Origin of the sequence: Sorangium sp. So ce406 (assembly GCF_051474675.1) — a bacterium.
GTDB classification, from domain to species: Bacteria; Myxococcota_A; Polyangia; order Polyangiales; family Polyangiaceae; genus Sorangium; species Sorangium cellulosum_G.
Window position 1 is genome coordinate 406,763 of the sequence record NZ_CP150340.1, and the last position, 26,576, is coordinate 433,338.

A 26,576-nucleotide genomic window follows, 5' to 3' on the forward strand; every position below is an offset into this window, starting at 1 on the left:
AGCTTGAAACACCCAGGAATGAAGAGATTTGAACCACAGAGGCACAGAGGGCACAGAGGAAGAAGAGAAAATAAATTGTCTTTCTTTTCTCTTCCTCTGTGCCCTCTGTGCCTCTGTGGTTCGTTTTCTCGGGGGTTTCAACCTGTTCGGCGTCCTGGCCTAGCTGTCGCGGAGCTCTTCCAGCACCTCCGCGAGGCTCGACGCGACGTCGGCGAGCGCCGCGTCCACCCGGTTCGCGTGCGTCCGGAAGCTCAGGATACACATCCGCAGCAGGAACCGCCCCCCGGCCACCACCCCCGTGAGCAGCACCCGCTGCTTCGCGTTCACCCGCGCGAGGAGGCGCCGATTCAACGCGTCGAGCGCCGGCCCGTCGTCGACGCCGGGCGGGCGCGCCCTGAACGCGAGGAGCGACAGCTCGGGCTCCGCCACGACCTCGATGTGCGCCATCCGCCGGAGCGCGTCGGCCGCGCCGCGCGCGAGCGTGAGCTTCTCGTCGAGCTCGGCCCGGAAGACGGAGGCCCCGTGCATCTTCAGCGGCAGCCACACCCGCAGCCCGCGCGCGTCGCGCGACAGCTCGGGGCTGATCTCGCAGAAATCCACGAGATCGTCCTCTGCCTGCATCGGCGGCATGTACGACGCGGAGAGCGCGTGCGCGCGCCGCAGCGCCTCGCGATCGCGCACCGCGAGGCAGCCCGTCCCGTACGGCAAGAAGAGGCTCTTGTGCGGGTCCAGCGTCACCGAATCGGCGCGCTCGATGCCTCGCATCGCCGCGCGCCCTCGCTCGGTGAGCGCGAAGAAGCCGCCGTACGCCGCGTCGACGTGCAGCCAGAGGCGCTCGGCCTCGGCGAGGTCGGCGAGGGCGGGCAGATCGTCCACGGCGCCGGTGCTCGTGGTGCCCGCAGAGGCGACGAGCAGGAACGGCGAGAGGCCGCGCGCCCTGTCGCGCGCCACCGCCTCCGCCGCCGCGTCGGGGCGCATGCGGAAGCGCCCGTCCACCGGGATCTCGCGCACGGCCTCCGGCGGAAAGCCGGCGAGGAGCGCGGCCTTCTTCACCGAGTGGTGCGCTTCCTCCGAGGCATAGAGGGTCCCCCGCAGGAAGTCCGGCGGGAGGCGCTCGCGGCGCGCGGTGATCACCGCGACGAGGTTCGCGAGCGAGCCGCCCGTCGTGAGGATCCCCCCGGAGCCCTCGGGCAGGCCGAGCATGGCGCAGAACCAGGCGATCACATTGACCTCGATCTGCACGAGCAGGGGGGCGGCCTGGAAGACGCCCACATACCGGTTCACCGCGTCGGCGATCAGATCGGCCACCGCCGCGTGAAAGAGCCCGCCGCCCGGGATATACCCCATGTAACCGGGTGACGCGGTGTTCAGGCTCATCGGGATGAGCTTGCCGAAGAGCCTCCGGAGGAGCTTCTCGTAAGGCACGCCGCGCTCGGGCAGCGGCTCGCGGAGCGAGCGCGCAAGCCGCTTGCCTCCCCGCGTCGCGTGCATCGGCTGCTCCGGCAGGCTCTCGATGTGCGGCACGATGCGGTCCATCGCGAGCTCGACCATCTCGCGCATGACGTCGCCCGGCAGCTCGAGCGGGTGCGGGCTTGACTGCGGGCGTCTCGGGCGGGCCAACGCGCGCCATCCTACGCCATCGCGCGCTCCGGGTCGCGCGGCGTCCGGGCGAGGACGTGGCGAGGACGCGCGAGGACGTGGAACGACCCCGTGAGACCGCGTGCGCTGCCTGCCCGGCTCAGGGCTCGATGACGAGCGCGCCGAACGCCTCGGGCAGGTGGAAGTTCGGCTTCTTCGTCCTCGGTGGGCTCCACGCGAGGTAGTTGCGCGGGGCCTTCCCCTCCATGCGGTACAGGTTCATGGGCAGCCGCTCCTTCGGGGCGAGCGCCTGCACGATGCCCGGCGCCGTGAGCAGCACCTCGATCACGGCCGTGCGCGCCGCGGCGCGCCGGCTCGTCGCGATCGTGGCGCCGCTCGACCACGCCGTGTCTTCCTGGCGCGCGCCGCGATCGACCGCGATGTCGAAGAAATGCCCGAAAGGCCCGATCTCCACCTCGAAGTACCGCTCCGGCGAGGCGGGCGCCGGCGTCAGGAAGAGCTCGACGCAGTCCTCCGTGTAAAGCCCCTTCCGCTCCACGCCGACCGGCTTCGATCGATCGGTGTTGAGCCCGGCGCCCGAGAGCTCGAAGAGCGCATAGAGCCCGTCCTTCGACCAGAGGAACCGCGCCCGCGTCAGGATCCCGGTGCTCTTGCCGGCGTAATCGGTGTCCCACTGCACGGCCTTCGCGCGGCTCCAGGCCGCGTCGTCGGCCTTCCCGTCGACCGCGATCTCCTCGCCCGGCAAGAGCCGCGACGCGCGCGCCTCCGGCTTCGCGGGCGCCGCGCCCGCCCCGGCGTCCTGCGGGCCGGCGGGCGCCTCCGGCGCGGGCGGCGGCGCGGGATCGGGCTCCTTCGCGGGCCCCCCGGGCGGGGGCGCCTGGCCGGGATCCCAGTCGAGCCGGAAGGGCGCCATCGCCTTGTAGTGCACGGGCCTCGGGCTCTTCAGCAGGTCTGCGCCGTCTCCCGTGATCGCCGTCGCCTTGAGGTCCAGCCCGAAGCGCTTCGCCGCGGCCTCGATGAGCGGCGATGTCCGGTGGCCGCCGAGCTCGCGCGCGAGCGCGGGGCTGTTCCAGACCCCCATGAACTCCGCCACCACGCGGTCGACGCGCACCGGGTTCGTGCCGCCGATCGCCACCATCTCCGCGGTGGGGCGCAGGACCTGGAAGCCGTCTCCGCCCATCCCCGGCGCGCCGTCGCCGAGCACCGCGTCCGGCGTCGAGATCTCGAGCACGTCGACCATGCGCTCGGCGAAGACGCGGAGCGACGAGAGGTACAGCGCGCGGTCCTCCTGCCCGGCGGACTTCGTGTCGAGGTAGGGCTTGAGCTCCCGGTGCATCCGCCACTTCTGCTTGTAGGCGGGCGCGCTGTCCGACAGCATCACCGTCCCCTGCATGCCCTTGATGCCGGCCGAGATGACCGAATACCGGTGCATCTTGATCCGGGGGAGCGACAGGAACAGCCCGCGATCGAGGTGCTCGGCGAGCACCCTGGGCATGAGCAGCGTCGGCACGTGGCTCGCCTGGATTCCGCGGATGGCGAGCGGCTGTCCGGGCCTGTCCCCGGCGACGTCGTAGACCCCGTCGTCGTCCATGGCGACGAGCGCGACGCCCTCCTCCGCGGCCATCGCCTCGTAGCCGGTCCGCTGCACGAGGTCCTTCCAGAACTTGTGCGAGTGTCCGCACCCCTCGGCGATCGTGATCTTCGTGTGCCCGCGCCCCTTGAGGCATTGCACGACGCCGCGTACGAACTCAGGCTGAGTGATCCGGCCGGTCACGCCGTCGTCGCCCTTGTGCTTCGCCGGGTCCTTCACGCTGTCGAACCCGCAGACGTTCGGCTTGAGGAGCACGGGAGTCGCCTCGGGCCGCCGCGGCACGACCGCCTCGCAGAGGCGCTTGCCGAGCTCCAGGGGGCCCTGGCCGCGCAGCACGGTGACCGGCGAGTCGTCGGCCTTGATCCGCGCGACGTGCCGCTTCCGGAGGGCGGCGCCGTCGATGCTGTCGGACGCGATCACCGAGGGGCCGGCCTCGTAACGCTGCGAGGCGCCCGCGACGACGTCGCTCGACGCGCTCGGCAGCGCGGTGGGCACGGCCGGGTGCGCGGAGGCGGCGGCGAACGAGGAGGCGGTCGTCGAGGCCGCGGCGGTCGCGGCCGGGGGCGCGGGCGGCGTCGGCGGTGTCGCGTCGAGCGGCGGCTGCGCGGCGGTGGCGCTGCCCGCGAGGCCGTCCGGGGGGCGCTGCCGGTCCCCGCAGCCCGCGAGGGCGGCGAGCAGCGCCGGGAGCGCCGCGATCGCGGAGGGGAGACGCCGCGCGGGGCGGCCGTGGCTCGCTCGGGTGCTGTTCATCCTCGCGGAGCACGATGGAGCCAAAAGGCGGTGGGGAGAAGAAGGAAAGGGGCGGCCGGCTGCTTGCCCTCCCGCCAGGGCGGTGATCACGAACGGAATGCCGGGTACGTCGATCGCCGGGGCCACGGCGAAGCCCTCAGGGGACGAGGACTGCCGGTCTGTGCTCTCCGGGTCTCCGTGCGCCGGCGGCCTTCACGCGGGGGAGCCGAGGCGCGGGGCGCTCATCGCGCGGCCACGGGGCGAGGCCGCGGCGAGGCCCGGGACGAGCGCCTCGAACCGCGCGCGCTGCCGGCCCGTCAGCTCGCCGAGGGCGCGGACGATCGCGAGATCCTTCTGCTTCGCCTCCACGATCACCACCACCTCGCGGCCCCCCGAAACCTCCTCGACCTGCTCGCAGTAGCGGAGCAGCCCGCGGCCGGTGATGTGTTCGGCGTGCGCCCCCGCCGGCTTGCCTTTCCACTGCTCGCTGTAATGGAGCTCGGGTAGCCGGTCCGCCGGCCAGGAGCGGAGCGCGGCCTCGAGCTCCACCTCGTACGGCGCGCTCCGCGGGTTCGCCGACCAGTGCAGGTTGTCGAACACGATGGGCACCTCACCCCCGGTGGCCTCGAGCAGCTCCGGCACCGTCCAGCAGCGCTCGTCGTTCTCCAGCGCGAGCCGATCCCGCGCCGGCGGCGCGAGCCGCGCGATCCCCTCGCGGAGCCGCGAGGCGGTGCTCTCGCGATCGCCGTGAACACCGCCGCCGTGCAGGGTGATCGAGCCCCGCGCGCCGATGAGATCCATCACCCAGCCCTGATCGTTCATGACCGCAAGCGAGTTGATCAGCACCTCCTCGCGCGGCGAGGAGAGCACAACGAACTGGCTCGGATGATTCGACAGGTGCACATCGCCCCGCTCCGCTGCGCGGCGGACGGATCGCAGGTCCGGCACCAGCATGCGCGCGCCCGGCGCGATATCGAGCAGCGGGAAGAGGTCGCTGGAGATGCGGTGCGCCGCCAGGCCGAGGCCGGTCGAGTACACGAGAGATCGCCGGACGTACTCGGCGTTGTACCTGTAGATCGGCGTGAGATCGACCAGGCCCTTGAGGTAGCGACCGAGCTGGGCGGTCTTCAGCGAGGGCTCCGGCATCCCGAGCGACTGACAGACGTGGCCGAGTCGAATCATGTCGACAGGGTGTGTCGTCCTCGACCCGCAGGCATCGGGCCTCAAGCGATTTTACTCCATGCTGCCCAGGTCGCTCGCGCGGAACGCGGTGAGGATCCCGATCGCTGACCTGACGCGGCGCGCGGCGTGTCCCATGATCCTCCTTGGCTCGGACAGGAGAGCGCCAGCCTGGCGCTCCCCCAACGGGCGGCGGCGGAGCGGTCGCGCGGAGCCAGCCATGATGGCTGGAAGGGGGGGCAGTCATGATCGAGGTACCGAGCGCGGGCCGCCAGCGCGGCGCGGGCGGCTCCAGGGGCGCGCATGCCGTCGTGATCGGGGCCAGCATGGCCGGGCTCGTCACGGCCCGCGTCCTGTCGGAGCATTTCGCGCGGGTCACCCTCGTGGACCGCGACCGTCTCCCCGGCTCGCCGGACGTCCGCAGGTGCGTGCCGCAGGGGCGCCACGTTCACGTCCTGCTCGGCGCCGGCCTCGACACCCTCGGCGGCATGTTCCCGGGCATCCTGGAGGAGCTGACCGCCGACGGCGCCCTCGTGGGCGACTTCGGCGAGCGGATCGCCTGGTACCATGGCGGCGTCTGGAAGGTGCAGTTCGCGAGCGGCATCCCGCTCCTCCAGTGCAGCCGCGCGTTCCTCGAGCACCACGTCCGCCAGCGCGTGCGCTCGCTCCCGAACGTCGAGATCCTGGACGAGACGACCGTGTCCGGCCTGCGCCTGAGCGCGGACCGCGCCCGGGTCACCGGCGTGACCATCGAGCGGCCGGGGGGCGGGCCCGACGAGCTCACCGCGGAGCTCGTCGCGGACGCCAGCGGGCGCGGCTCGCGGGCGCCGCAGTGGCTGGAGGCCGCCGGCTACGCGAGGCCGCCGGAGAGCGAGGTCGAGATTGACATCGCCTATGTGTCGAGGGTCTACAGGCCCCCCGAGCGCTACCGGCACAGGCCGGTGCTCATCCTCATCGCCCCGCGTCCGCCGGCGGGGAAGCGCGCGGGTTTCATGTGCAGCGTCGAAGGGGACCGGTGGTACGTGTCCCTCTGCGGCTATTTCGGCGAGCATCCGCCGCTCGACGACGCGGGGTTTGTCGAGTTCTCGCGGACCATCGCGCGGCCCGAGATTCACGAGCTCATCAAGGACGCCGAGCCGTTGACCTCCCCGACGCTCTACCGGTTCCCTGCGGATCGCAGGCGCCATTTCGAGCGCATGCAACGCCAGCCGGACGGCTTCGTGGTCCTCGGCGACGCCGCCTGCGCGTTCGACCCGCTCTTCGGGCAGGGAATGACCGTGGCGTGCCTCGGAGCGGGCGTGCTGGCGCGCTGCCTCTGCGACCAGCCGAGCGGAGATGTGCGCGGGCTCGCCAGGCGTTTCCAGCGCGCGCTCTCCTCGTCGACGGATCTACCGTGGCGGCTGGCCACGACGGAGGACCTGCTGTTCCCGGAGGCGGAGGGAGAGCGGCCGTTCTGGTTCGGGGCGATGCGGTGGTACAACAGAAAGCTCGCGGAGGTATCCGCGTACGACACGGCGGTTTACGGGAGGTGGCTGCTCGTCATGCACCTCATGCGAGGGCTCATCACCTGCTTTGCGCCCTCGGTGGTGATCGCCGTGCTCCGGCACGCCGTTCGCGAAGCGCTCATGCCCTCGCCGGGAACTGCGCGCGCCGCGGCCGCGCCGCTCCGCAGGAGCGACCCGGCGACGCGGGCGCGCCTGACATCGTGCTTCACCCGGACCGCCGGCGAGCCACGCAGCTCCGGGCGCGGTCCCAGGTTGCGCGGGCCGCGCCCGCGGATCCGGCCCACGGCTGACAAGGCCGCCGGCCAGGCCCGGTAGGTGTTCCGGGCGACCTGGTGTCGTTCCTGTTGACCCCGCGGCGCGCGGATCGTTTACGCTCGACAGCCGATCTCCCGTGGCGCGCGCGCTGCGCGACGCGGCCGCGCCTCGCCCGATGTTCGCTCGCAGCCCGGAGCGCATCGCCAGCCATCCCTGCAGTCACCCGTCGTCGTCCGCCCCATGGCCCTACATCGAGGTTGACCATGCCCCACCTGCGCTTCTTCTTTCTCCTCGGCTTCGCCTTGCTGATCGCGGCCTGCTCGAGCGATTCCCCCGGCGCGACGAGCGGCGGGGCACCTCAGTGCGGGGCAGCCCAGGTCCTGTGCGGCGATGTGTGCGTGGATCTCGCCACGGATGCAGCGCATTGCGGGGCCTGCGACGTCGCCTGCGCCGCGGGTGAGCTCTGCAACGGGGCGGGCGAGTGCGCGGTGACGTGCGCGGCGGGGCGGCTCGCCTGCGACGGCACGTGCGTCGATCCGGGGACGGATCGCGACCATTGCGGCGCGACGGGCGATTGCCGCGGGGACAGCGCCGGCGTCGCGTGTCCGGCCGGAGAGATCTGCGATGGCTCCGGGGAGTGCGCGCTGTCGTGCCAGAGCGGGCTGGTCGCGTGCGACGGCACGTGCATCGACCCCGACACCGATCGCCACCACTGCGGCGCGACGGACGATTGCCGCGGCGACAACGCGGGGGTCGCGTGCGCGGCCGGGGAGATCTGCAATGGGTCCGGGGCGTGCGAGCTGTCGTGCCAGAGCGGGCTGATCGCGTGCGACGGCACGTGCGTCGACCCCGACACCGACCGCCACCACTGCGGCGCGACGGGCGATTGCCGCGGGGACAGCGCCGGCGTCGCGTGCCCGTCGGGAGAGATCTGCAACGGGGCAGGGGCGTGCGAGCTGTCGTGCCAGAGCGGGCTCGTGGCGTGCGACGGCACGTGCATCGATCCCGACACCGACCGCGACCACTGCGGCGCGACAGGCGATTGCCGCGGGGACGACGCGGGGGTCGCGTGCGCGGCCGGGCAGATCTGCAACGGGGCAGGGGAGTGCGAGCTGTCGTGCCAGAGCGGGCTCGTGGCGTGCGGCGGCACCTGCATCGACCCCGACACCGACCGCGACCACTGCGGCGCGACCGGCGACTGCCGCGGAGACAGCGCCGGCGTCGCGTGCCCGGCGGGAGAGATCTGCAATGGCGCCGGGGCGTGCGAGCTGTCGTGCCAGAGCGGGCTCGTGGCGTGCGGCGGCACCTGCATCGACCCCGACACCGACCGCGACCACTGCGGCGCGACCGGCGATTGCCGCGGGGACAGCGTTGGCGTCGCATGCTCGGCTGGAGAGATCTGCAATGGCGCCGGCGAGTGCGAGCTGTCGTGCCAGCGCGGGCTCGTGGCGTGCGGCGGCACCTGCATCGACCCCGACACCGACCGCGACCACTGCGGCGCGACAGGTGATTGCCGCGGGGACAGCGCTGGCGTCGCGTGCTCGGCCGGGGAGATCTGCAACGGTGCGGGGGCGTGCGAGCTGTCGTGCCAGAGCGGGCTCGTGGCGTGCGACGGCACCTGCATCGACCCCGACACCGACCGCGACCATTGCGGCGCGACAGGCGACTGCCGCGGAGACAGCGCTGGCGTCGCGTGCCCGGCTGGGGAGATCTGCAACGGCGCCGGCCAGTGCGAGCTGTCGTGCCAGCGCGGGCTCGTGGCGTGCGACGGTACGTGCGTCGACCCCGACACCGACCGCGACCATTGCGGCGCGACAGGCGACTGCCGCGGCAGCGACGCGGGCGCGGCCTGCGGCGCGGGCGAGATCTGCCGCGAGGGCGCGTGCGAGGCCTCGTGCGCGCTGCCCCTCGTCGCCTGCGGCGGCGCCTGCGTCGACCCCTCGACCGACGAGACCTACTGCGGCGCGACCGGCGACTGCGCCGGGGCCAGCGCCGGCGCGACCTGCAGCGCGGGCGAGGCGTGCGTGGCCGGCGCCTGCGCGAGCACGGACGCGAGCCTCTCCGGCCTCTCGGTCTCGAGCGGGACCCTGAGCCCGGACTTCGACCCTGCCGCGGCGCTGTATGTCGTGTCCGTCGAGGATCACATCGCGTCGATCACCGTCACGCCGACCGCGTCGGCCCCGGGCGCCTCCATCACGGTCAACGGGGCCGCTGTCGCCTCGGGGAGCGCCTCGCCGCCGATCACGCTCACCGAGGGCGGCGCCACGGCGATCACCGTCGAGGTCACCGCGCCGAGCGGGGACGCGACGACCTATGGCGTGGTCGTCCTCCGCGGCGGGATCGCCTCTTCGTACCTCAAGGCCTCCAACACGGACGCCGGCGACCAGTTCGGCTACGCGGTCGCGCTCGACGGCGACACGCTCGCCGTGTCCGCGCTCCTCGAGGCCAGCGCCGCGACGGGGGTCGACGGAGACCAGACCGACAACTCGAAGAGCTGCGGCGCCGTGTACGTGTTCGCGCGCCACGGCGTCGACTGGGTCCAGCAGGCGTACCTGAAGCCCTCCACCTCGGATCGGAGCGACAACTTCGGTCATGGCCTCGCGCTCTCGGGCGACACCCTGGCGGTCGCCGCGCCGGGGGAGGACAGCAGCGCCGTCGGCGTGAACGGCGACCAGGCGAGCAACACCGCGCCGAACGCCGGCGCTGTCTATATCTTCACGCGCAGCGGCGCGACATGGTCCCAGCAGGCCTACCTCAAGGCGTCCAACACGGACGCGCAGGACCAGTTCGGCAACGCGGTGACGCTCGACGGCGACACGCTCGTCGTGGGCGCGCCCAACGAGGACAGCTCCGCCACCGGCGTGAACGGCGCGCAGGCCAACAACGGGGCGTCGCAGGCGGGCGCCGCCTACGTGTTCACGCGCAGCGGCACGGCGTGGACCCAGCAGGCGTACCTCAAGGCGTCGAACACCGGATCGGGCGACCGGTTCGGCGCGAGCGTCGCGCTTTACCGGGACACCCTCGCCGTGGGCGCGACGGGCGAGGCGAGCAGCGCCACGGGCGTGAACGGCGCCCAGGCGGACAACGGCGCTGCCGGCAGCGGCGCCGTGTACGTGTTCACGCGCAGCGGGGCCGCGTGGACCCAGCAGGCCTACCTCAAGGCGTCGAACACCGGCGCGAACGACGTGTTCGGCGCGAGCGTCGCGATCGATCGAGACACCCTGGTCGTGGGGGCGACGGGCGAGGCGAGCAGCGCCACGGGCGTGAACGGCGCGCAGGACGACAACGCGGCTCCCGGGAGCGGCGCCGCGTACGTGTTCACGCGCAGCGGGGCCGCGTGGACGCAGCAGGCCTACCTCAAGGCGTCGAACGCCGAGACCGGCGACGTGTTCGGGGCCGCTGTCTCTATCGACGAGGACTTCCTCGCCGTGGGCGCGTCCGGCGAGGACAGCAGCGCCGCGGGGTGGGGCGGCGTCGAGTCCGATAACGGCGCTCCCGAGAGCGGGGCAGCGTACCTGTTCGAGCGCTCCGGCGGCGCCTGGGTGCAGGCCTCGTACATCAAGGCGTCGAACACGGGCGCGTCGGACGCGTTCGGGGCGCGGCTCGCCCTCTCGGCCACCACGCTCGTCGTCGGCGCGGCCGCAGAGGACAGCAGCGCCACGGGCGTCGACGGCGACGGCGCCAGCGACGCGGCGGCCGCGAGCGGCGCCTGCTACAGCGCCCGCTGGTAGGGCGCGGCGCGCCCCCCGATCCCTCGTCTCATCGCGCTCACCGCGGTTTCAGTTCGCGACCTCGCACGTGACGGAGACGGGGGCGAGATCGACGAAGGCGTTGCCCTCGACGGTCCACCGCTGCATGACATGCTGCTTGTTCTCCCCGTAGCCGTCGAACTCGTACTCGGCGGCTGCCCCGACGTACCGGAGAGGCATCCCCGCACGAACCCCGGTCATCGCCGCCCTCAGATCCCGCCACGAGGCCGCTTCGTTCTCCGGGCGGTTGAGCTGGCGGATGATCCTCTGCAGCGCGCGCCCGGATTCCGGGATCGCCCCGGTCGTCGCCTGGGCGTACGCGAGGCCCATCGCGATGAGGACGATGCCATCGTAGTAAAAATGGGCTGCGGGGAACGGCGCTTCGCCGTTCCACCGGCGGGAGAAGCGCTCGGCGAAGGCGGCGGCGTTCCCGGTCGTGCAGTCGACCGACCCCTCGGCGTCGTCCGTGACATGGCACTCGCTCCGCAGGCTGAGCGACGGCGATACCCCGATGTACCCGTCGAGAGATCCTGTCGGGATGTTGGCGAGGAACACATCGGTGTGCAGCGCCGGGCCGAGGAGCCAGGTGCCGGGGCGCCCGGAGAGGGTCCACTCGGTGACGATGGTCGAGGCGGTGGCGGGGTAGGCGGCCAGGAGCGTGCGGCCGGCGTTCGACGCGAAGGCAGACGCGATCTTGTTCGTGTACGTCTGCTCGCCCGACGTGAACGTCACCGAGGGGAGGATCCTGCCCCCGAGCGCCGCGAAGTTGCTCGTGAACTGGCTGCCGACGTTGGCGTTGTAGTCGTCCCGTCCGGCGAGGGTGTTCACTGTCTTGATGCCCTCGCCGAGGGCATATTTCGCCAGCGCGCAGCCGACGGCAAACGAGGAGGGCGCGAGCCGCAGCCAGCCTCCCTTCGCCTCGCTGCGCGCGATGGAGGGCGCCGCATACCCCGGCAACATGTGGAGCACGTCGCGCGCCTTCACGTCCGGCGCGATATCACGGCCGAGATCGTTCTCTTCGGGACCGACGAGGTAATGGACCTGATCCACGTAGAGCAGCTCGAGCAGCGCGTCGAACCCACGCTCCGGGTCCGAGTGGCTATCTCGGGTCAGGATGTCGAACTGCCTCCCGTCGAGCCCGCCCGCCGCGTTCAGATCCTCGACCGCGAGCAGCATCGCTTGCTCGAGGTTGCGGCCGATGGCCGCCTCGTTGCCGGAGAAGGGGAGGACGCCCCCGACGATGATCGCGTCCTCCGGGGGACCGGGCGCCGTCGACGCGCAGGAAGCCGAGAGCAGGGACGCAAGCCCGAGGAGCGCCCCGGTCCGCAGGCGCCGCGTGCGTCGTCCGCGAGGGCCGGACCCCATGCCGGTTCGATGAAGGCGACGCGGCGTGGCGAGGATTCCAGGGCGCATACTCAACCCTGGAGACGACATCACATCCAGGACGAACGTGTCAACGAGGGATGGTGATGGACAGCGAGGATCAGAATAGACACCCGCACAATCGTGTAGTGAGAAACACGGAAGCGGGCGCGGCCCGCCCACGTTCCGCGTGTGCGACAGGTACGTGACTGCCGGAGGAGGCGGCCGCGCGTCGGGCGCTGGTCAGTTCACGCACTCCCACTGGACCGTGAAGCAGATCAGCCGCCCGAGCTCGTCGGTGCCGCACTCCCCGCCGCCGTCGAAGAACCGCTGTCCCGGGTTATCGCACGAGGTGGGATCTTCGCAGTAGCCGCACACGTTGCCGCAGGTACCGCCGATGGCCCCGGCGGCCGCGTAGCCGAGCTCCTGGCAGATGAGATCGAGGTGGAAATACCCCTCGGCGTTGGCCGAGACCCACGCGGTGTCCTCGTCCGCGGCGCACACCACCCAGGGCGAGCCCGTCCCGATATCTTCCCCTGTCCGACAGACCTCCCCGCCGCCGCCGCCGCCGCCGCCGCCGTCACAATCCTCCTCCTGCGAGACGTGGATCGGGAAGTTGAGCGAGGTGCCGTAGCCCCACGGATCGTAGGCGATGACACCCAGCTCGTAGTTGCCGGCCACGGTCGTGCTGAACGTCGCCGTCGCGCCGCTCGGCGAGAGCGCCGCATAGGCCGGCCCGGAGACCTGGTACCAGAAGTAGCTCACCTCGTCCCCGTCCGGATCGCTGGCGCTGACCGTGATGGTCGCCTCCTCGCACGTGGTGATGAACTTGCTCTCTGCGATGTCGAGATCGGTGATCTGCGGCGGAGAGTTGAGCGCCGCGATCACGTCCAGACCGCCGTTGGGCTGGCCGGTGCAGTATGACACGAGCGTCGTTTCGACGGTCGCGCCGCCGAACACCGAGGCATAGCCCTCGGCCGTGGAGCAATACGACGAGGGGACGCCGGGCTCGGCCTCTGGCGCGGCGCAGACCCAGTAGTCTCCGGGCGGGAGCACGAACAACGCATCCGCGAAGGGGTGATTCTCGCCGCCGGACGGGCTCAGATCCGCCGGGAGCGCTTCCTCTTCCAGGCGCACCGTCGCCTCGGCGACAGCCTCCCCGTAATAACAGCTATCGTATGCGTTCACGACCCTGATGTTGATCGCGGAGACGTCGTACGTGGGCCCTGGCGTGGAGAGCGCCACGCGGATCCGTCCGACCTCGCCCTCTTCACCGGACTCGGGCGCAGGCGATCCGTTGCATGCCCCGGCAAGCAGCCCAAGAACCAGCGCGCCGCACTTCAGTGCTCTCATGTGTCCTCTTCCTCCCGGCAGGGGGACGCGCAAGCCGTTGATGCGCTCTCCAACCCCCGCACATGTAGTATGCACGGGCCGCATGTGACGTGAAGCACCTCCGCGGGGAAGCACGAATCCCGCAGCGCTGGGCCATCGCGGAAGACGCCCGGTTGACGTCGATCCCGGCGAGAGGCCGGGCTTGACATCACGTCACCTGTCTCGTCGGGTGAAGGGCGCGCGCGAGGTGCGGAGTTCGTCCTCGGGTGAATGGCCCCGCGCCGGAGGTGCGGAGTGCGCGCCGCGCTCGCCGCGCGCTCCAGACGAGCCTCCTCGGCTCGCCGGGGGCTCGAGCGGGCCTGCGGTCAGCCCGCCGCGCGGCTCATCGCGCCTCGGCGGCGCCCTGGACCCGCGCGTCCAGCCCCACGATGCGGTCGAGCAGCGCCCGATCGAGGCTCGCCTCCACCGCGGTGGCGAGCCGGTCGTACTCGTCGTGCCGGCTCGGGATCGCCGGCTCGCCCGCGGGCGCGGCGAGCCCTCGCCGCGCGCGCAGGGCCGCGAGCAGCGCGCGCCGGAGCCCGTCGTTCTCGAAGATCCCGTGGATCATCGTCCCCACCACGACGCCGTCCGCCGACACCGCCCCGTCGAGCGCCGCCTCGGCCCGTCCGCTCCTCGACGCGATCGCGAACGCCGCGCGCGCGCCGCTCGCCCGCTCGACCTGGCCCATGTGGATCTCGTAGCCGGTCAGCTCTGCTTCCCCCGCGCCCGCCGCGCCCGCCGCCCCCAGGAACGAGTCGCCGGCGATCCGCGCCCGCACCTGCGCCGTCGTCTTGGTCCGCTCGAACCGCGTCCACACGTCGAGTAGCCCGAGCCCCCGCGCCGACGGCTCGGCCGACTCGACGCCCTCCGGATCCTCGATCGCCCCGCCGAGCATCTGGCAGCCGCCGCAGATCCCGAGCGTCCACCCGCCCTGCCGGGCGCGCGCCGCCACCGCCTCGGCGAGGCCGCTCGCGCGCAGCCACGCGAGGTCGGCCATCGTGCTCTTCGTCCCGGGGAGCACCACGAGGTCGGCCCCGCCGATCTCGTCCGGCCGCTCGATGAACCGCACCGCCACGCCCCGCTCGTGCTCCAGCGGCTCCACGTCGTCGTAGTTGGATATCCGCGGCAGCCTCACCACTGCGATGTCGAGCTCCCCGGGCCCCGCCGGCCCCCGCCGCCGCCGGTTCTCGAGGGCCACCGAGTCCTCGTCCGCGATCCGGAGCTGCTTCACGTACGGCACCACGCCGAGCACCGGCACGCCCGTCCGCGCCGTCAGCATCTCGAGCCCCGGCTCGAGCAGCTTGATGTCGCCGCGGAACTTGTTGATCACGAACGCGGCCACGCGCGCCCGCTCGTCGGGATCGAGCAGCGTCATCGTCCCGACCAGCGCCGCGAACACCCCGCCGCGGTCGATGTCGCCGGCGAGGAGCACCGGCGCGTCGGCGACGCGCGCGACGTGCATGTTCACGATGTCGCGGTCCTTCAGGTTGATCTCCGCGGGGCTGCCCGCCCCCTCGATCACCACGACGTCGTGCGCCTCGCGGAGCCGCCCGAGCGAGCGGGCGATGATGTCCTTCAGCTCGCCGCGGTAGGCGAAGTAGTCGCGCGCGTGGAGGCTCCCGATCGGCTTGCCGAGGACGACCACCTGAGAGCGCGAGTCGCCCTCCGGCTTGAGCAGGATCGGGTTCATGTCGACGGTCGGCGCGACCCGCGCCGCCTCGGCCTGCACCGCCTGCGCCCGGCCGATCTCGCCGCCGTCCGGGGTCGCGAACGAGTTCAGCGCCATGTTCTGCGACTTGAACGGCGCGACCCGGAGGCCCCGCCGCTGGAACATCCGGCAGAGCGCCGTGCAGAGCAGGCTCTTGCCGACCGAGGACGCGGTGCCCTGCACCATCACCGTGAGCGCTGTCATCGAACGAGGCCCTCTCCCAGGGAACGCGCCGCGAGCGCGGCCGCCGCGAGCGCGGCGAAGATCAGCGCCGCGAGCACCACGATCCGGCACGCCTCGTCGATGAGCCCCCGCCGGAGCGGCTCGATCGGGTCGCCGAGGCGGTAGTGGCCGCGCTTCTCGAGCTCGACGCGGAGCAGCCCGGCCATCGCCGCCATCGGCCGCCCCGCGTTCGGGCTCTCGGTGCGCCCGCCGTCGCGGAGGAGCACGGCGAGGCCGCGGCGGGCGTCGGCGCCGCGCAGCCACCCGGCGGCGATCAGCAGCAGCGCCGTGAGCCGCGCTGGCACGAAGTTCAGCGCGTCGTCGAGCCGCGCCGACGCCTTGCCGAGGTACTCGTAGCGGCCGTGGTAGCCCACCATGGCGTCGAGGGTGTTCACCGCCCGGTAGAAGAGCGCGCCCGGCAGCCCGAACAGGGCGAAGTAGAAGAGCGGCGCGACGAAGCTGTCCGACGCGTTCTCCGCGACCGACTCGATCGACGCGGCCACGAGCGCGGGCTCGTCGAGCTCCGACGGGTCGCGGCTGCAGAGGCTCCGCAGGGCGCCGCGCGCCGCGGGGACGTCGCCGGCCGCGAGCGCGTCGCGCACGCCGAAGGCCGCGTCGCGGAGCGCGCGCAGCGCGAAGGTCGGCTTCAGAAAGAGAGCTGACAAAGCGAAGCAGACCACCGGGTGCGGGGCGATCAGCGCGGCGAGCCCGGCGCCCAGGGCCGCGAACAGGCAGGGGACGGCGAGGGCCATGAGCGCGCCGAAGAGGAGCTCGGCCACGCGGCCGGACCGCGGCGCGCGGCGCTTCAGCGCCTGGATCGCGGAGCCCATCCACACGACCGGGTGGACGGCGGCCGGGGGCTCGCCGCAGGCGAGGTCGAGCGCGACAGCGACGAGCAGCGCGGCGGCGGCGGTCATCGCGCGTCCTCGTCACCGACGAGCGCGACAGGGCCGGGGCGCAGGCGCAGGACGGCGCCCATCACGGCCACGTAGAGCTCGCTGGCCGACCGGTTGAGCCGCTGGTGCGCGCGCCCGGCGAGGTCGCGGAAGGCCCGGCCGAGCCGGCTCTCGGGCACGACGCCCATGCCCACCTCGTTCGAGACGAGGACGACGTGGGGCGCCGCGGACTCCACGGCGGCGGCGAGATCCTCGATGCGCGCCTCGATGCGATCGAGCTCGCGGCCCTCGGTCTGGTCGCGGAGCAGCAGGTTCGACAGCCAGAGGGTGAGGCAGTCGACGACGACGACGTCGACGCCGGAGAGCGCGGCGATGCGCTCGGGGAGCGCGACCGGCTCCTCGACGGTGGCGAACTCGTCGCCCCGCTCGCGGGCGTGCGCGGCGATGCGCGCCCGCATCTCGTCGTCGAACGGCTCGGCGGTCGCGATGAACGCGCGGCGCGCCCCCAGCGAGCGCCCGAGCGCGAGCGCGAAGGCGCTCTTGCCGGAGCGCACCCCGCCGCCCACGAGGGCGATCCGCCGCGGCGCCGCGCGCTCGCCGCTCATCGCCCCAGCTCCTTCCGGTGCGCGGCGGCGCTCGCCACGAGCCCCTCGGGGACGAGCGGGTTCGAGGCCCAGTGCGCGTGCACGTAGGAGGCGAGGACGCGCTGCGCCCAGTACCCCTCGCGCGCGACCTGGCCGCCGCGCCGGCGGCGCACCGAGTAGGCGTGCTCGATCGGCAGGGGCGCCTGCGCGGCCGGCGATGGCGGCGGCGCCTGCGCGGGCGGCGGCTCCGGCGAGGCCGGCTGCGCGGGGCGGAGCTCGGAGTAGCGGAACTGGTGCCCGCGGAAGCGGAGCCCGGCGCCGCCCAGGATCGTGCGCGCCTGCGTCTCGACCTCCACGTAGCCGAGCGCCTGCAGCTTCTCGCACATCACGGCCTCCGCGGGCACGAGCCCGACCATGGGGTGCGCGCGCCCGTCGAGCGTGCGGATCGCCTCGGTCAGGTACATGAGCCCGCCGCACTCGGCGTAGATCGGCCCCCCGCGGCCGGCGAACGCGCGGATCTCCGCGCGCAGGCCGGCGTTCTCGGCCAGCCGCTCCGCGTGCGCCTCGGGGTAGCCGCCGCCGAGGTAGAGCGCGTCGACCTCGGGCAGGCGCGCGTCGCGGATCGGCGAGAACCGCACGAGCTCGGCCCCCGCGGCCTCGAGGCGGCGCAGGTTGTCCGCGTAGTAGAAGTGGAAGGCCTCGTCGAACGCCACGCCGAGGCGCGCCCGGCGCTGCTGCGCCCCGCCGCTCGCCGCGATCACGGCGCCGCCCGCCGCCGGCGCGGTCGCCTCCGCCGCCTGCGGCAACGCCGGCGCGCTGCGCGCGATCTCGAGCAGCGCGTCGAGCCCGATCCACGCCTCGGCCTGCGCGCCCCAGTGGTCGAAGCGCGCCTCCGGGAGCGCGGCCTCGTCGGCCGTGCGCAGGCCGAGGTGGCGCTCGGGGAAGCTCTGCGCCTCGTCCCGCGGCAGCCCGCCGATCACCGGCGTCGACCGGTTCGCCTGCGCCTGGGCCTGGCGGAGGATGTCGAGGTGCCCCCGGCTGCCGACCTGGTTGCAGACCACCGCGGCCACGCGCACCCCCGGATCGAAGCCCGCGAACCCCTGCACCAGCGCCGCGACGCTGCGGGCCATCCCGGACGCGTCGACGACGAGCGCGACCGGCGCCTCGAGCCACTTCGCGATCTCGGCCGTCGAGCCCTCTTCTCCGGTGGGGCTCGCGCCGTCGAACAGCCCCATCACCCCCTCGATCAGCGCCACGTCGGCGCCCGCGGCCTCCGCCGCGAACGTCGACAGCACCGCGTCCCGGCCCATCATCCAGCCGTCGAGGTTGTGCGACGTCCCGGCGACGGCGCGCCCGTGGTACGTCGGATCCAGGTAGTCGGGCCCGCACTTGAACAGCGCGACCCGCAGCCCGCGGGCGCGGAGCGCGCGCGCGATCGCCACCGTGGTGGTCGTCTTCCCGACGCCGCTCGCCGTGCCGGCGACGACGAGCCGGGGGATGGCGGGGCCCATCAGAAATCGACCCCGATCTGCGCCTTCGCGCCCTGCTCGAACGGGTGCTTCACCGACTTCATCTCCGTCACCAGATCGGCGAGCGCGACGAGCGCGTCCGGGGCGTTCCTGCCGGTGATCACCACATGAACGTGCGCGGGCCTCGCGCGCAGCGCGTCGAGGAGCTCTTCCTCCGCGACGAAGCCGTAATGCAGCGCATACGTGATCTCGTCGAGCACCACGATGTCCTGCTCGCCGCTCCCCATGAGCGCCGCGGCCTCCTGGAACGCCGCGCGCGCCGCCGCCTTGTCGCGCGAGAGGTCGTCGCTCTCCCAGGTGAAGCCGCGCCCCATCACGAGGAACGTGAGGCCGGGGAGCGTCTCGGCGAACAGGCGCTCTCCCGTCTTCCACTTCCCCTTGATGAACTGCACCACGGCGACGCGCATGCCCCGGCCGAGCGCCCGGAACACCATCCCGAGCGCCGCCGTCGTCTTGCCCTTGCCGTGGCCCGTATAGACGATGACGAGCCCCTTTCGACCTGCCGTCGCCTCCGCGCTCACGAGCCCTCCTCCGCCGGGCGCGGATCGCGGGGCTTCTTCTCGGCCTTGCGGAACCGGTGGCTGAACTCCGGATCATAGAGCCGCGAGTCGGCGAAATCCGTGGACGTGAGCACCCGGCCGACGAGGATCATCGACTGGCTCTTGATCCCCTCGGCCCGCACCTTCTCCCGGATGTCGGCGAGCGTGCCAGTCACGATCTTCTGATCCGGGCAGCTCGCCTTGTGCACCACCGCGACGGGGCAGTCGGCGCCGTAGGCCGGGATGAGCGCCGCGGTCACGTCCTTGAGCAGGGTGATGCTCAGGAACAGGCAGAGCGTGGCCTGGTGGCGCGCGAGCTCCTCGAGCCGCTCGGCCGGCGGCACCGGCGTGCGCCCCTCGGCGCGCGTCAGGATCACGGTCTGCGAGAGCTCGGGCAGCGTGAGCTCGCGCCCGAGCGCCGCCGCCGCCGCGGTGAACGACGAGACGCCGGGGATGATCTCGTAGGCGATCCCGAGCTCATCCATCCGGCGCATCTGCTCGGCGGTCGACCCGAACAGGACCGGATCGCCCGTGTGCACGCGCGCCACGTCGTGCCCCGCCTCCCTGGCCTCGACGAAGACCTCCACGATCTGATCGAGGGTCATGCCGGACGAGTCGATGACGCGGGCGTCCGGCCGCGCGGAGGCGACGATCTCCCGCGGGACGAGGGAGCCCGTGTACATGACGACGGGGCAGCGGGCGACGAGCTCGGCGCCGCGGACCGTGATGAGCCCGGGGTCGCCCGGGCCCGCGCCGATGATGTAGACGCGCATGGGGGTTCTCTCCTCGTTTCGTGCGCCGACGAATCCCGCCGGGGGCGACGGGCGCGCGAAGCTAGAGCGAACGCGAGGCGAACGCCAGGGTGCATCGTGGAGCCTCGGGTCGCGCCGGCGCGGCCCGGCCTCTCCGGGAAGTGCGGCGCCCCTGGGGCGAGCGGAGGCCCCCGCACGCTCGGCAGCCGCGCGCTGACCGTCGCTGTAGCGGCGGCGTCGCGCTCGCGGGCGGCGCCGCCGGCCGTCTCACGGGAGTCGGCCTCGGTCGAGGGGGACGCTCGTCAACCGGGGTACCACGTGATGCGCGGATCATCGGGCGCGCGCACGTGGTCGAAGGCGGCATCCGCGAGTCGCGCCAGGTTGTACTGCGGCCGCCAGCCGAGCAGGAACTTGGCCTTCGTGTTGTCCAGCCACGTCGAACGGTAGGGCGTCTTCACCCTCACGCTCGGCAGGCCACGGGTCGTCTCCAGGTAAGACGCCAGCTCGCCGTAGTCCACCGGCTCATCCATGCAGACGTTGAAGGTCTGCTGGCGGGCTTTCTCATGGCCGATCGCCAGGAGGATCGCGCTGACGAGATCCTCCACATGCACGAAGTTCCGCTTCACCGGCTTGCCGTCAGGATCGAGCATCACCGGGACGGCGCCCGAGCGGACGTACTTCTCTGCCGCCTCGGCTCCGACCAGATCGCGCCACCTCGGCCCTCCGAACACGTCGTCGCCGAACGACAGCTGGGCCTTGAAGTCGTCCTTCTCCATGATCCACGGCGCGCGCAGGCAGCAGCCGTTCAGATCATACTGGATGTAGTACTGCTCGAGCATGACCTCCTCGAGCACCTTGGACAGCGCGTAACAACCCGGGTAGGCGCTGTGCTTCTGCGCCTCCGTGACGGGGACGGGGTGAGGATAGAAGAAGTGGCCCATCCCGGCGTCGCCCCCGACGAGGATGAACTGCTCGAACGCAGGGCTGACGCGGCAGGCCTCGAGCAGCCAGAACATGCCCTTGATGGCCACGTCCATGATGCTCTCGGGCGTCTCTTTGCTGGTCGCGAGGTGCAGCACGTGGCTCACGCCCTCCACCGCCTCGCGGGCCACGGTGCTGTGCTCGATCGACCCACGCACCACGTCGAGGCGCGCCGTCGGCGTCAGCATGCGGTTGTGGCACAGCGCACGAACCTTCCATCCCTCGAACCTGGGGTCCGAGAGGAACCTGCGGATGAAGGCCTGGCCGACTTTCCCCGCCGCCCCGGTGACCAGAACACACTTTGCATCACTCATCTCGTCGCCCCTCGCTCGCCGCCTCGTGCTGTTCGCCAGCCGGTATCCCGCCTCCGAGCTGCCCACGTCAAGGTGGGTGAGCGGCCCGGTGCAGGTCTGCGGGGCGCGGATTGTGAACGGTCACATGACCCGGTGTCAACTCGATCGACGGGCCCGCCTCCACCTCCGCTTCGGGCAGGCCGAAGGCGGCCCGTTGATCCCGTAAATTGCTGGTGCAGCGTCGGTTTCCAGGGGGATCGGATCGCATGGCTCGAGTCGCCGCGCACAAGAGGCGGTATCTCGGCGCCGGCCGCCTCCAGCGTCGAGATGGGAGTTGACACAGAAATTGTGAACGTTCACAGTGTTCTCGGGCGGGCATCCTTGTGCTTCCCTGCGCACCGAGACCTTCGTCGTCCCGAGGGATCTCGGCGCCGATTCCGCTCGTTCGGTCGTCACGGCTGTGGGTTTGCGGCGCCGCCGCGGGGGCGCAACGCGGTACGAGCGCGCCGCTGGCGTGCAGGAGAGCACCGGAACGGAGGAGATGTTCCATGCGGAATGCGAGTTTTCTCGAACGGCGAGATCGGTGCAGCAGATCTGGACGAGCCATCCGGGCCTGGGTCAGCCAACGCCGGGCGAGCACCGCCCTGGTGTTGCTGCTCACGCTCGGCTGCTCGGGGACGCAGCCTCCTCCCGTCGCGGAGCCCTCGGCGCCTGCCGCCGCGCCGGCGGCGACCCCGAGCGTGCCGCCGCCCGTGCCCGAGGTGGCGCCCGCGCCCGCGAAGCCGCCCGCCATCACCAAGGCACGTCACGGGGAGATCGACGCACAAGCCGTGGACATTTACACTCTCACGAACGCGAACGGCCTCGTGCTCAAGGTGATGACGTACGGCGCGATCATCACCGAGCTGCACGTGCCTGACAGGGCCGGGAAGCTCGCCGACGTCGTCGTCGGTTTCGAGAACCTGGACGGCTATCTCACCGGCAACCAGTTCTTCGGCGCGACGGTCGGCCGCGTCGCCAACCGCATCCGCAACGCGAAGTTCAAGCTCGAGGGCAAGGAGTACACCCTGGCCCCGAACGCCAAGCCGCACCACCTGCACGGCGGCGTCAAGGGCTGGGACAAGGTGGTGTGGAGCGCCTCCGCCGCCGAGACGCCCGACGGTCCGAGCATCCGCCTCACGTACGTGTCGAAGGACGGAGAAGAGGGGTATCCGGGCACCGTGTCTGCGAAGACCGTCTATACGCTCACGAACCGGAACGAGCTCCGCGTCGAGATGGAGGCGGTCACGGACAAGGCGACGCTCGTCAGCATGGCGCACCACTCGTACTGGAACCTCGGCGGCCACGGCTCCGGCACGGTCCTCGATCACGAGCTCACGCTCCATGCGGACAGCTACACGCCCGGTGATCCGGGCATCCCGACCGGCGCCGTGAAGCCCGTCAAAGGTACGCCGTTCGACTTCACGACGCCCAAGCCCATCGGCAGGGACTTGAAGGCCACGGGCGGAGATCCTGTCGGGTACGATCACAACTTCGTCGTCAACGGGGACCCGGCCGCCCTGCGGCCGGTGGCGCGGCTCAAGGATCCGAAGTCCGGCCGCGTGATGACGCTGGAGGGGGATCAGCCCGGCGTGCAGTTCTACACCGGGAATTTCATGGACGGCTCGAAGCAGGGGAAGGGCGCCACGTACGTGCAGCACGCGGCGCTTTGCCTGGAGACCCAGAAGTTTCCGAACGCGATCAACGTGCCGGCCTGGCGAGAGCAGCCGATCCTCAAGCCGGGACAGGTCTACAAACACACGATGGTTCACCGGTTCACGGCGGAGTGAGGGAGGCGGCCATGCTCTGCTTCGCTGTCACCGGTACGGGCGGGGTTGCGCGTGACGTCACGCGCGCGCTCCAGGGCAATCGGCGTTGTCGGGTCGTGGACGCCGCGCATGGCGTCCACGCGCTCAAAAGTGAATCAGCAAGGAGATCTGCCGTGAAAGAGACGAAGTCCTGGGGCAACGGTCGGGGGGTCGCAGCGCTTTTCCTGCTGGCGCTGCTCGCGATCACGGGGTGCGACAAGAAGAGCGAGGGGACGGGCGCCGCGCCCGCCGCGGGGAACGACCCGAAGCCGAAGATGGTGAAGCTCGCGTTCGTCACCAACAACGCGAGCGAGTTCTGGAAGATCGCCCAGGCGGGCGTCAAGAAATACGAGCAAGAGAGCAAGGTCCAGGTCGACGTGAAGATGCCGCCCAACGGCACCACGGAGGAGCAGAACCAGATCCTCGAGAACCTCGCGAGTCAGGGCTACGACGCGATCGCGGTGAGCGCCATCGCGCCGGGCGATCAGGTCCCGGTGCTCAACAAGACGGCCGAGAAGAGCAAGCTCATCACGTTCGACTCGGACGCGCCGAAGTCGAACCGACTGCTCTACATTGGCACCAACAACCACGAGGCCGGCAAGGCGCTCGGCGCCCAGATCGTGAAGCTCCTCCCGAGCGGCGGCAAGATGGCCGTGTTCGTCGGTATGCTGTCCGCGGACAACGCGAAGCAGCGGCTCCAGGGCATCGAGGACGCGATCGCCGGCAAGAACATCGAGATCGTCGACAAGCGCGAGGACAACACGGACCGCGCGAAGGCGCGCTCCAACGTGGAGGACATCATCAACGCGCACCCGGACCTGAAGCTCGTCGCGGGCCTGTGGTCCTACAACGGTCCTGCCATCGCGGCGGCCATCGAGGCGCTCGGGAAGAAGGGCAAGGTCCTCGCGGCCGTGTTCGACGAGGAGGAGGGGACGCTCACGGCGATCGAGAACGGCACGATCTCGGCCACGGTCGTCCAGAAGCCGTTCCAGTTCGGCTACCTGTCGAGCAAGTGGGCGCACGAGCTCGCGACGAAGCCCGACGCGGCGATGGCGCAGATCCCGGCGAGCAAGGGCATCGACACCGGTATCGAGGTGATCGAGAAGGCCAATGTGGCCGAGTTCAAGCAGAAGCTCGCCGAGATGAAGAAGTGAGCGTGACAGCGTCTCTGCCGAGCCTGCTCGCGATGAGCGCGATCAACAAGCGGTTTCCCGGCGTTGTCGCGCTGCAGGGCGTCTCTCTCTCGCTGAAGCCGGGGGAGGTGCTCGCCCTGATGGGCGAGAACGGCGCCGGTAAGAGCACGCTGATGAAGATCCTCGGGGGCGCCCAGCAGCCCGACGAGGGCGAGATCCGGATCGACGGGAAGAAGGTCACCCTCGAGAGCGTGCGCGCGGCCAAGCGCCTCGGCATCGCGCTCATCCACCAGGAGCTGATGCTGGCCCCGAACCTGGACATCGCGGCCAACATCTTCCTCGGTAACGAAGGCGGCGGGACCGGGGCGCTCCTCCGCCCGCTGCCGAAGGGTGACCTGTACGCCCGCGCCAGGGAGCTGCTCCAGCGCGTGGGCTTGACGCTCTCGCCCTCGACCCCGGTGTCCTCCTTGACGGCCGGTCAGATGCAGATGGTCGAGATCGCCAAGGCGCTCTCTCTCAACGCGCGTATCCTCATCATGGACGAGCCGACCTCCTCGCTCACGAGCGGGGAGTCGGAGCACCTCTTCCAGATCATCCGCAAGCTCCGGTCGGACGGCATCGGCATCGTCTACATCTCGCACCGGATGGAAGAGGTCATGGCGCTGGCGGACCGGGTGACGGTCCTGCGCGACGGCCGCTACGTCGGGGACCTCACGCGCGCCGAGGCGACGCACGAGAAGATCGTCTCCATGATGGTGGGTCGCGAGCTGAGCGCGCATTATTTCCCGGAGAAACGGCCGCGGAGGTCGGCCGACCCCGTGCTGGTGGTCGAGGGCATCGTCGTGCCCGGCGCGCCCGCGCCGGTCTCCTTCTCCGCCGAGCGCGGGGAGATCCTCGGCTTCGCCGGCCTGGTCGGCTCGGGCCGCACGGAGCTCATGCAGACGATCTTCGGGGTCACTCCTGCGCTCGGCGGACGCATGACGCTCGAGGGCAAGGCGTTCGCTCCGCGGAGACCGAGGGACGCCATCGACCGCGGCGTCTACCTGGCGCCGGAGGATCGCAAGCGGCACGGCCTCGTGCTGCCGCTCAGCGTCGCGGAGAACACCTCCCTGCCTGACATCGGCAACTACAATCGCTGGGGTTTCCTGGACAGGAAGAGGGAGCGCCGCGTCGCCGAGTCGGAGGTGAAGCGCTTGCGGACGAAGACGCCTGGCGTTCTCCAGCGCGTCGTGAACCTCTCCGGCGGAAACCAGCAGAAGGTGGTGCTCGGAAAGTGGCTGGCCATGAACCCGCGCGTGCTCATCGTGGACGAGCCGACGCGCGGGATCGACGTCGGCGCCAAGGCCGAGATCTACCGCCACATGGCCTCCCTCGCGGAGGGAGGCATCACGATCTTGATGGTCAGCTCGGACATGGGAGAGATCATCGGAATGAGCGATCGCGTTGCCGTCATGCACGAGAGGCGCATCAAGGGGGTATTGCCGCGGGAGCGGCTCAGCCAGGAGCGGATCGCGACGTTGATGACGGGCCGCGCCGACGAGGAGGCTCTGTCGTGAGGCGCGAGCTTGGCATGACCATCGCGCTCTTCGTGATGTGTCTGGGTCTCTACCTCTCGAACCCCGATTTCCTCGGGCAGTCGAACTCGATCAACACCCTGCGGCAGATCTCGATGCTCGGGATCTTCGCGATCGGCATCGGCTTCGTCATCATCACCGGCGGCATCGACCTGTCGATCGGCTCCGTGATCGGCCTGACGGGCGTCCTGATCGCGAAGCTCTCGTCGACCCAGGTCGGCGGCCTGGGCTACTCGTTGTGGATCGGCATTCCGGTGGCGCTCGGCGTGGCGCTGCTGATCGGCCTCGCCCAGGGGCTCTTGATCACGCGGCTCAAGCTGCAGCCGTTCATCGTGACGCTCGGCGGCATGTTGTTCTTGCGCGGGGTCTCGCAGACCATCGCCGAGGGCGGCACCCTGAGCCTCGGGGGCTCACCGCTGCTCCGCCTCGCCAACGGCGGGCTGCTCGACGTCGGCGGCGACGCGCTCATCCCGTATCCGTTCCTGATCTTCCTCGCGGTGATCGGCCTTTCGACGTACGCGCTTCACTTCACGGTGTTCGGGCGTTACGTCTATGCGATCGGCGGCAATCGCGACGCAGCGGAGTACTCCGGCATCAGCGTGAAGCGGGTGGAGGCGTCCACCTACGTGATCTCGGCGGGCCTCGGCGGCGTGGCTGGCGTCTGTTACGCGTCGTATATCGGGCAGATGTCGCAGCAGGTCGGCATCGCGTACGAGATGTACGCGATCGCCGCGGCCGTGCTCGGTGGCTGCTCGCTTCGCGGCGGTGAAGGCACGGTGCTCGGCATCATCATCGGCTCCGCGGTGATGCGCGTCATCGACAACGGCATCAACATGTTCCAGCTGCCGTACGAGGACGCTGACCGCATACAACGCATCTGGCGCCTGGACCCGAACTGGACGTTCATCATCATCGGCGCCGTGATCCTCGTCGCCGTCATCCTCGACCAGATCGTGCACATGGTGCAGGAGAAGCGGCGCACCCGGCGCGCCTCCGCGGGAGCCGCCGAGCCGGCGCCGAGCCTCCAGGCGGTCGCGGCCTTCAGCGCAGCGGAGCCGGTCGCACGAGCGCCCGATCGCGAGAACCTCTGAGCGCTCCAGGGGCGGGGCGGATCGAGGCCTCTTGTACGCTGGCCGCGGCACATGCAGCCGCACGTCCCGGTGCCGCCCGGCCGCGCA

General features: G+C 71.4%; 18 protein-coding genes. 6 read left to right on the plus strand and 12 right to left on the minus strand.

The annotated features are described in order from the left end of the window. Window positions 1-159: 159 nt before the first annotated feature. The 3 genes from WME96_RS01525 to WME96_RS01535 form a co-directional block, all read right to left on the minus strand. A complete protein-coding gene (locus WME96_RS01525) occupies window positions 160-1,620 on the minus strand; it encodes a pyridoxal phosphate-dependent decarboxylase family protein (RefSeq protein ID WP_437288411.1) in 1,461 nt (486 codons plus the stop codon). Between the two features lie 118 nt (window positions 1,621-1,738). Next, complete coding sequence (locus WME96_RS01530; protein ID WP_437288412.1) at window positions 1,739-3,940, minus strand: DUF362 domain-containing protein; 2,202 nt, start codon at window positions 3,938-3,940, stop codon at window positions 1,739-1,741. Window positions 3,941-4,132: 192 nt separating this feature from the next. Further along, window positions 4,133-5,101 carry a hypothetical protein gene (locus tag WME96_RS01535; RefSeq protein ID WP_437288413.1) on the minus strand — a complete coding sequence of 323 codons (969 nt, stop codon included), beginning with the start codon at window positions 5,099-5,101 and terminating at the stop codon, window positions 4,133-4,135. 242 nt (window positions 5,102-5,343) lie between these two features. Here WME96_RS01535 and WME96_RS01540 point away from each other — a divergent pair, with 242 nt between their 5' ends. Together WME96_RS01540 and WME96_RS01545 are read left to right on the plus strand one after the other, a co-directional pair. Continuing rightward, window positions 5,344-6,918: an FAD-dependent oxidoreductase gene (locus WME96_RS01540; protein WP_437288414.1), complete on the plus strand. Its 1,575-nt coding sequence runs from the start codon at window positions 5,344-5,346 to the stop codon at window positions 6,916-6,918. A 203-nt stretch (window positions 6,919-7,121) separates the two neighbouring features. Continuing rightward, window positions 7,122-10,589 (plus strand): cadherin-like beta sandwich domain-containing protein, encoded by a 3,468-nt coding sequence (locus WME96_RS01545; protein WP_437288415.1) that lies wholly within the window; start codon window positions 7,122-7,124, stop codon window positions 10,587-10,589. A 48-nt stretch (window positions 10,590-10,637) separates the two neighbouring features. Here the strand turns inward: WME96_RS01545 and WME96_RS01550 are convergent, their stop codons facing one another. The 9 genes from WME96_RS01550 to WME96_RS01590 all read right to left on the minus strand — a co-directional run bounded on the left by WME96_RS01550 (window position 10,638) and on the right by WME96_RS01590 (window position 20,865). Beyond that, the gene (locus tag WME96_RS01550) at window positions 10,638-11,972 is read right to left on the minus strand and encodes an ABC transporter substrate-binding protein (RefSeq protein ID WP_437288416.1); all 1,335 of its coding nucleotides are present in this window, start codon (window positions 11,970-11,972) and stop codon (window positions 10,638-10,640) included. A gap of 240 nt (window positions 11,973-12,212) precedes the next feature. Beyond that, on the minus strand, window positions 12,213-13,322 hold the full coding sequence (locus WME96_RS01555) for a hypothetical protein (protein ID WP_437288417.1): 1,110 nt from the start codon (window positions 13,320-13,322) through the stop codon (window positions 12,213-12,215). A 361-nt stretch (window positions 13,323-13,683) separates the two neighbouring features. Next, on the minus strand, window positions 13,684-15,252 hold the full coding sequence (locus WME96_RS01560) for a cobyric acid synthase (protein ID WP_437288418.1): 1,569 nt from the start codon (window positions 15,250-15,252) through the stop codon (window positions 13,684-13,686). After that, window positions 15,249-16,187 (minus strand): adenosylcobinamide-phosphate synthase CbiB, encoded by a 939-nt coding sequence (cbiB, locus tag WME96_RS01565; RefSeq protein ID WP_437288419.1) that lies wholly within the window; start codon window positions 16,185-16,187, stop codon window positions 15,249-15,251. The genes WME96_RS01560 and cbiB overlap by 4 nt, the downstream gene beginning before the upstream one ends. Next, a complete protein-coding gene (cobU, locus tag WME96_RS01570) occupies window positions 16,184-16,771 on the minus strand; it encodes a bifunctional adenosylcobinamide kinase/adenosylcobinamide-phosphate guanylyltransferase (protein WP_437288420.1) in 588 nt (195 codons plus the stop codon). The genes cbiB and cobU overlap by 4 nt, the downstream gene beginning before the upstream one ends. Beyond that, on the minus strand, window positions 16,768-18,261 hold the full coding sequence (locus WME96_RS01575; protein WP_437288421.1) for a cobyrinate a,c-diamide synthase: 1,494 nt from the start codon (window positions 18,259-18,261) through the stop codon (window positions 16,768-16,770). The genes cobU and WME96_RS01575 overlap by 4 nt, the downstream gene beginning before the upstream one ends. After that, window positions 18,261-18,800: a cob(I)yrinic acid a,c-diamide adenosyltransferase gene (gene cobO, locus WME96_RS01580; RefSeq protein ID WP_437288422.1), complete on the minus strand. Its 540-nt coding sequence runs from the start codon at window positions 18,798-18,800 to the stop codon at window positions 18,261-18,263. The genes WME96_RS01575 and cobO overlap by 1 nt, the downstream gene beginning before the upstream one ends. Beyond that, a complete protein-coding gene (gene cobM, locus WME96_RS01585; RefSeq protein ID WP_437288423.1) occupies window positions 18,797-19,591 on the minus strand; it encodes a precorrin-4 C(11)-methyltransferase in 795 nt (264 codons plus the stop codon). The genes cobO and cobM overlap by 4 nt, the downstream gene beginning before the upstream one ends. Before the next feature lie 281 nt (window positions 19,592-19,872). Beyond that, entirely contained in the window at window positions 19,873-20,865 is a 993-nt protein-coding gene (locus WME96_RS01590; protein WP_437288424.1) for an NAD-dependent epimerase/dehydratase family protein, read from the minus strand. A 626-nt stretch (window positions 20,866-21,491) separates the two neighbouring features. On the opposite strand from WME96_RS01590, the gene WME96_RS01595 reads away from it, so the two are divergent. The 4 genes from WME96_RS01595 (at window position 21,492) to WME96_RS01610 (ending at window position 26,489) form a co-directional block, all read left to right on the plus strand. After that, window positions 21,492-22,673, plus strand: coding sequence for an aldose epimerase family protein (locus WME96_RS01595; protein ID WP_437288425.1), 1,182 nt, complete (start codon window positions 21,492-21,494; stop codon window positions 22,671-22,673). Between the two features lie 152 nt (window positions 22,674-22,825). After that, complete coding sequence (locus tag WME96_RS01600; RefSeq protein WP_437288426.1) at window positions 22,826-23,845, plus strand: sugar-binding protein; 1,020 nt, start codon at window positions 22,826-22,828, stop codon at window positions 23,843-23,845. Window positions 23,846-23,877: 32 nt separating this feature from the next. Beyond that, window positions 23,878-25,380 (plus strand): sugar ABC transporter ATP-binding protein, encoded by a 1,503-nt coding sequence (locus tag WME96_RS01605; RefSeq protein WP_437292438.1) that lies wholly within the window; start codon window positions 23,878-23,880, stop codon window positions 25,378-25,380. Beyond that, entirely contained in the window at window positions 25,377-26,489 is a 1,113-nt protein-coding gene (locus WME96_RS01610; RefSeq protein WP_437288427.1) for an ABC transporter permease, read from the plus strand. The genes WME96_RS01605 and WME96_RS01610 overlap by 4 nt, the downstream gene beginning before the upstream one ends. The last annotated feature ends 87 nt before the right edge of the window (window positions 26,490-26,576 follow it).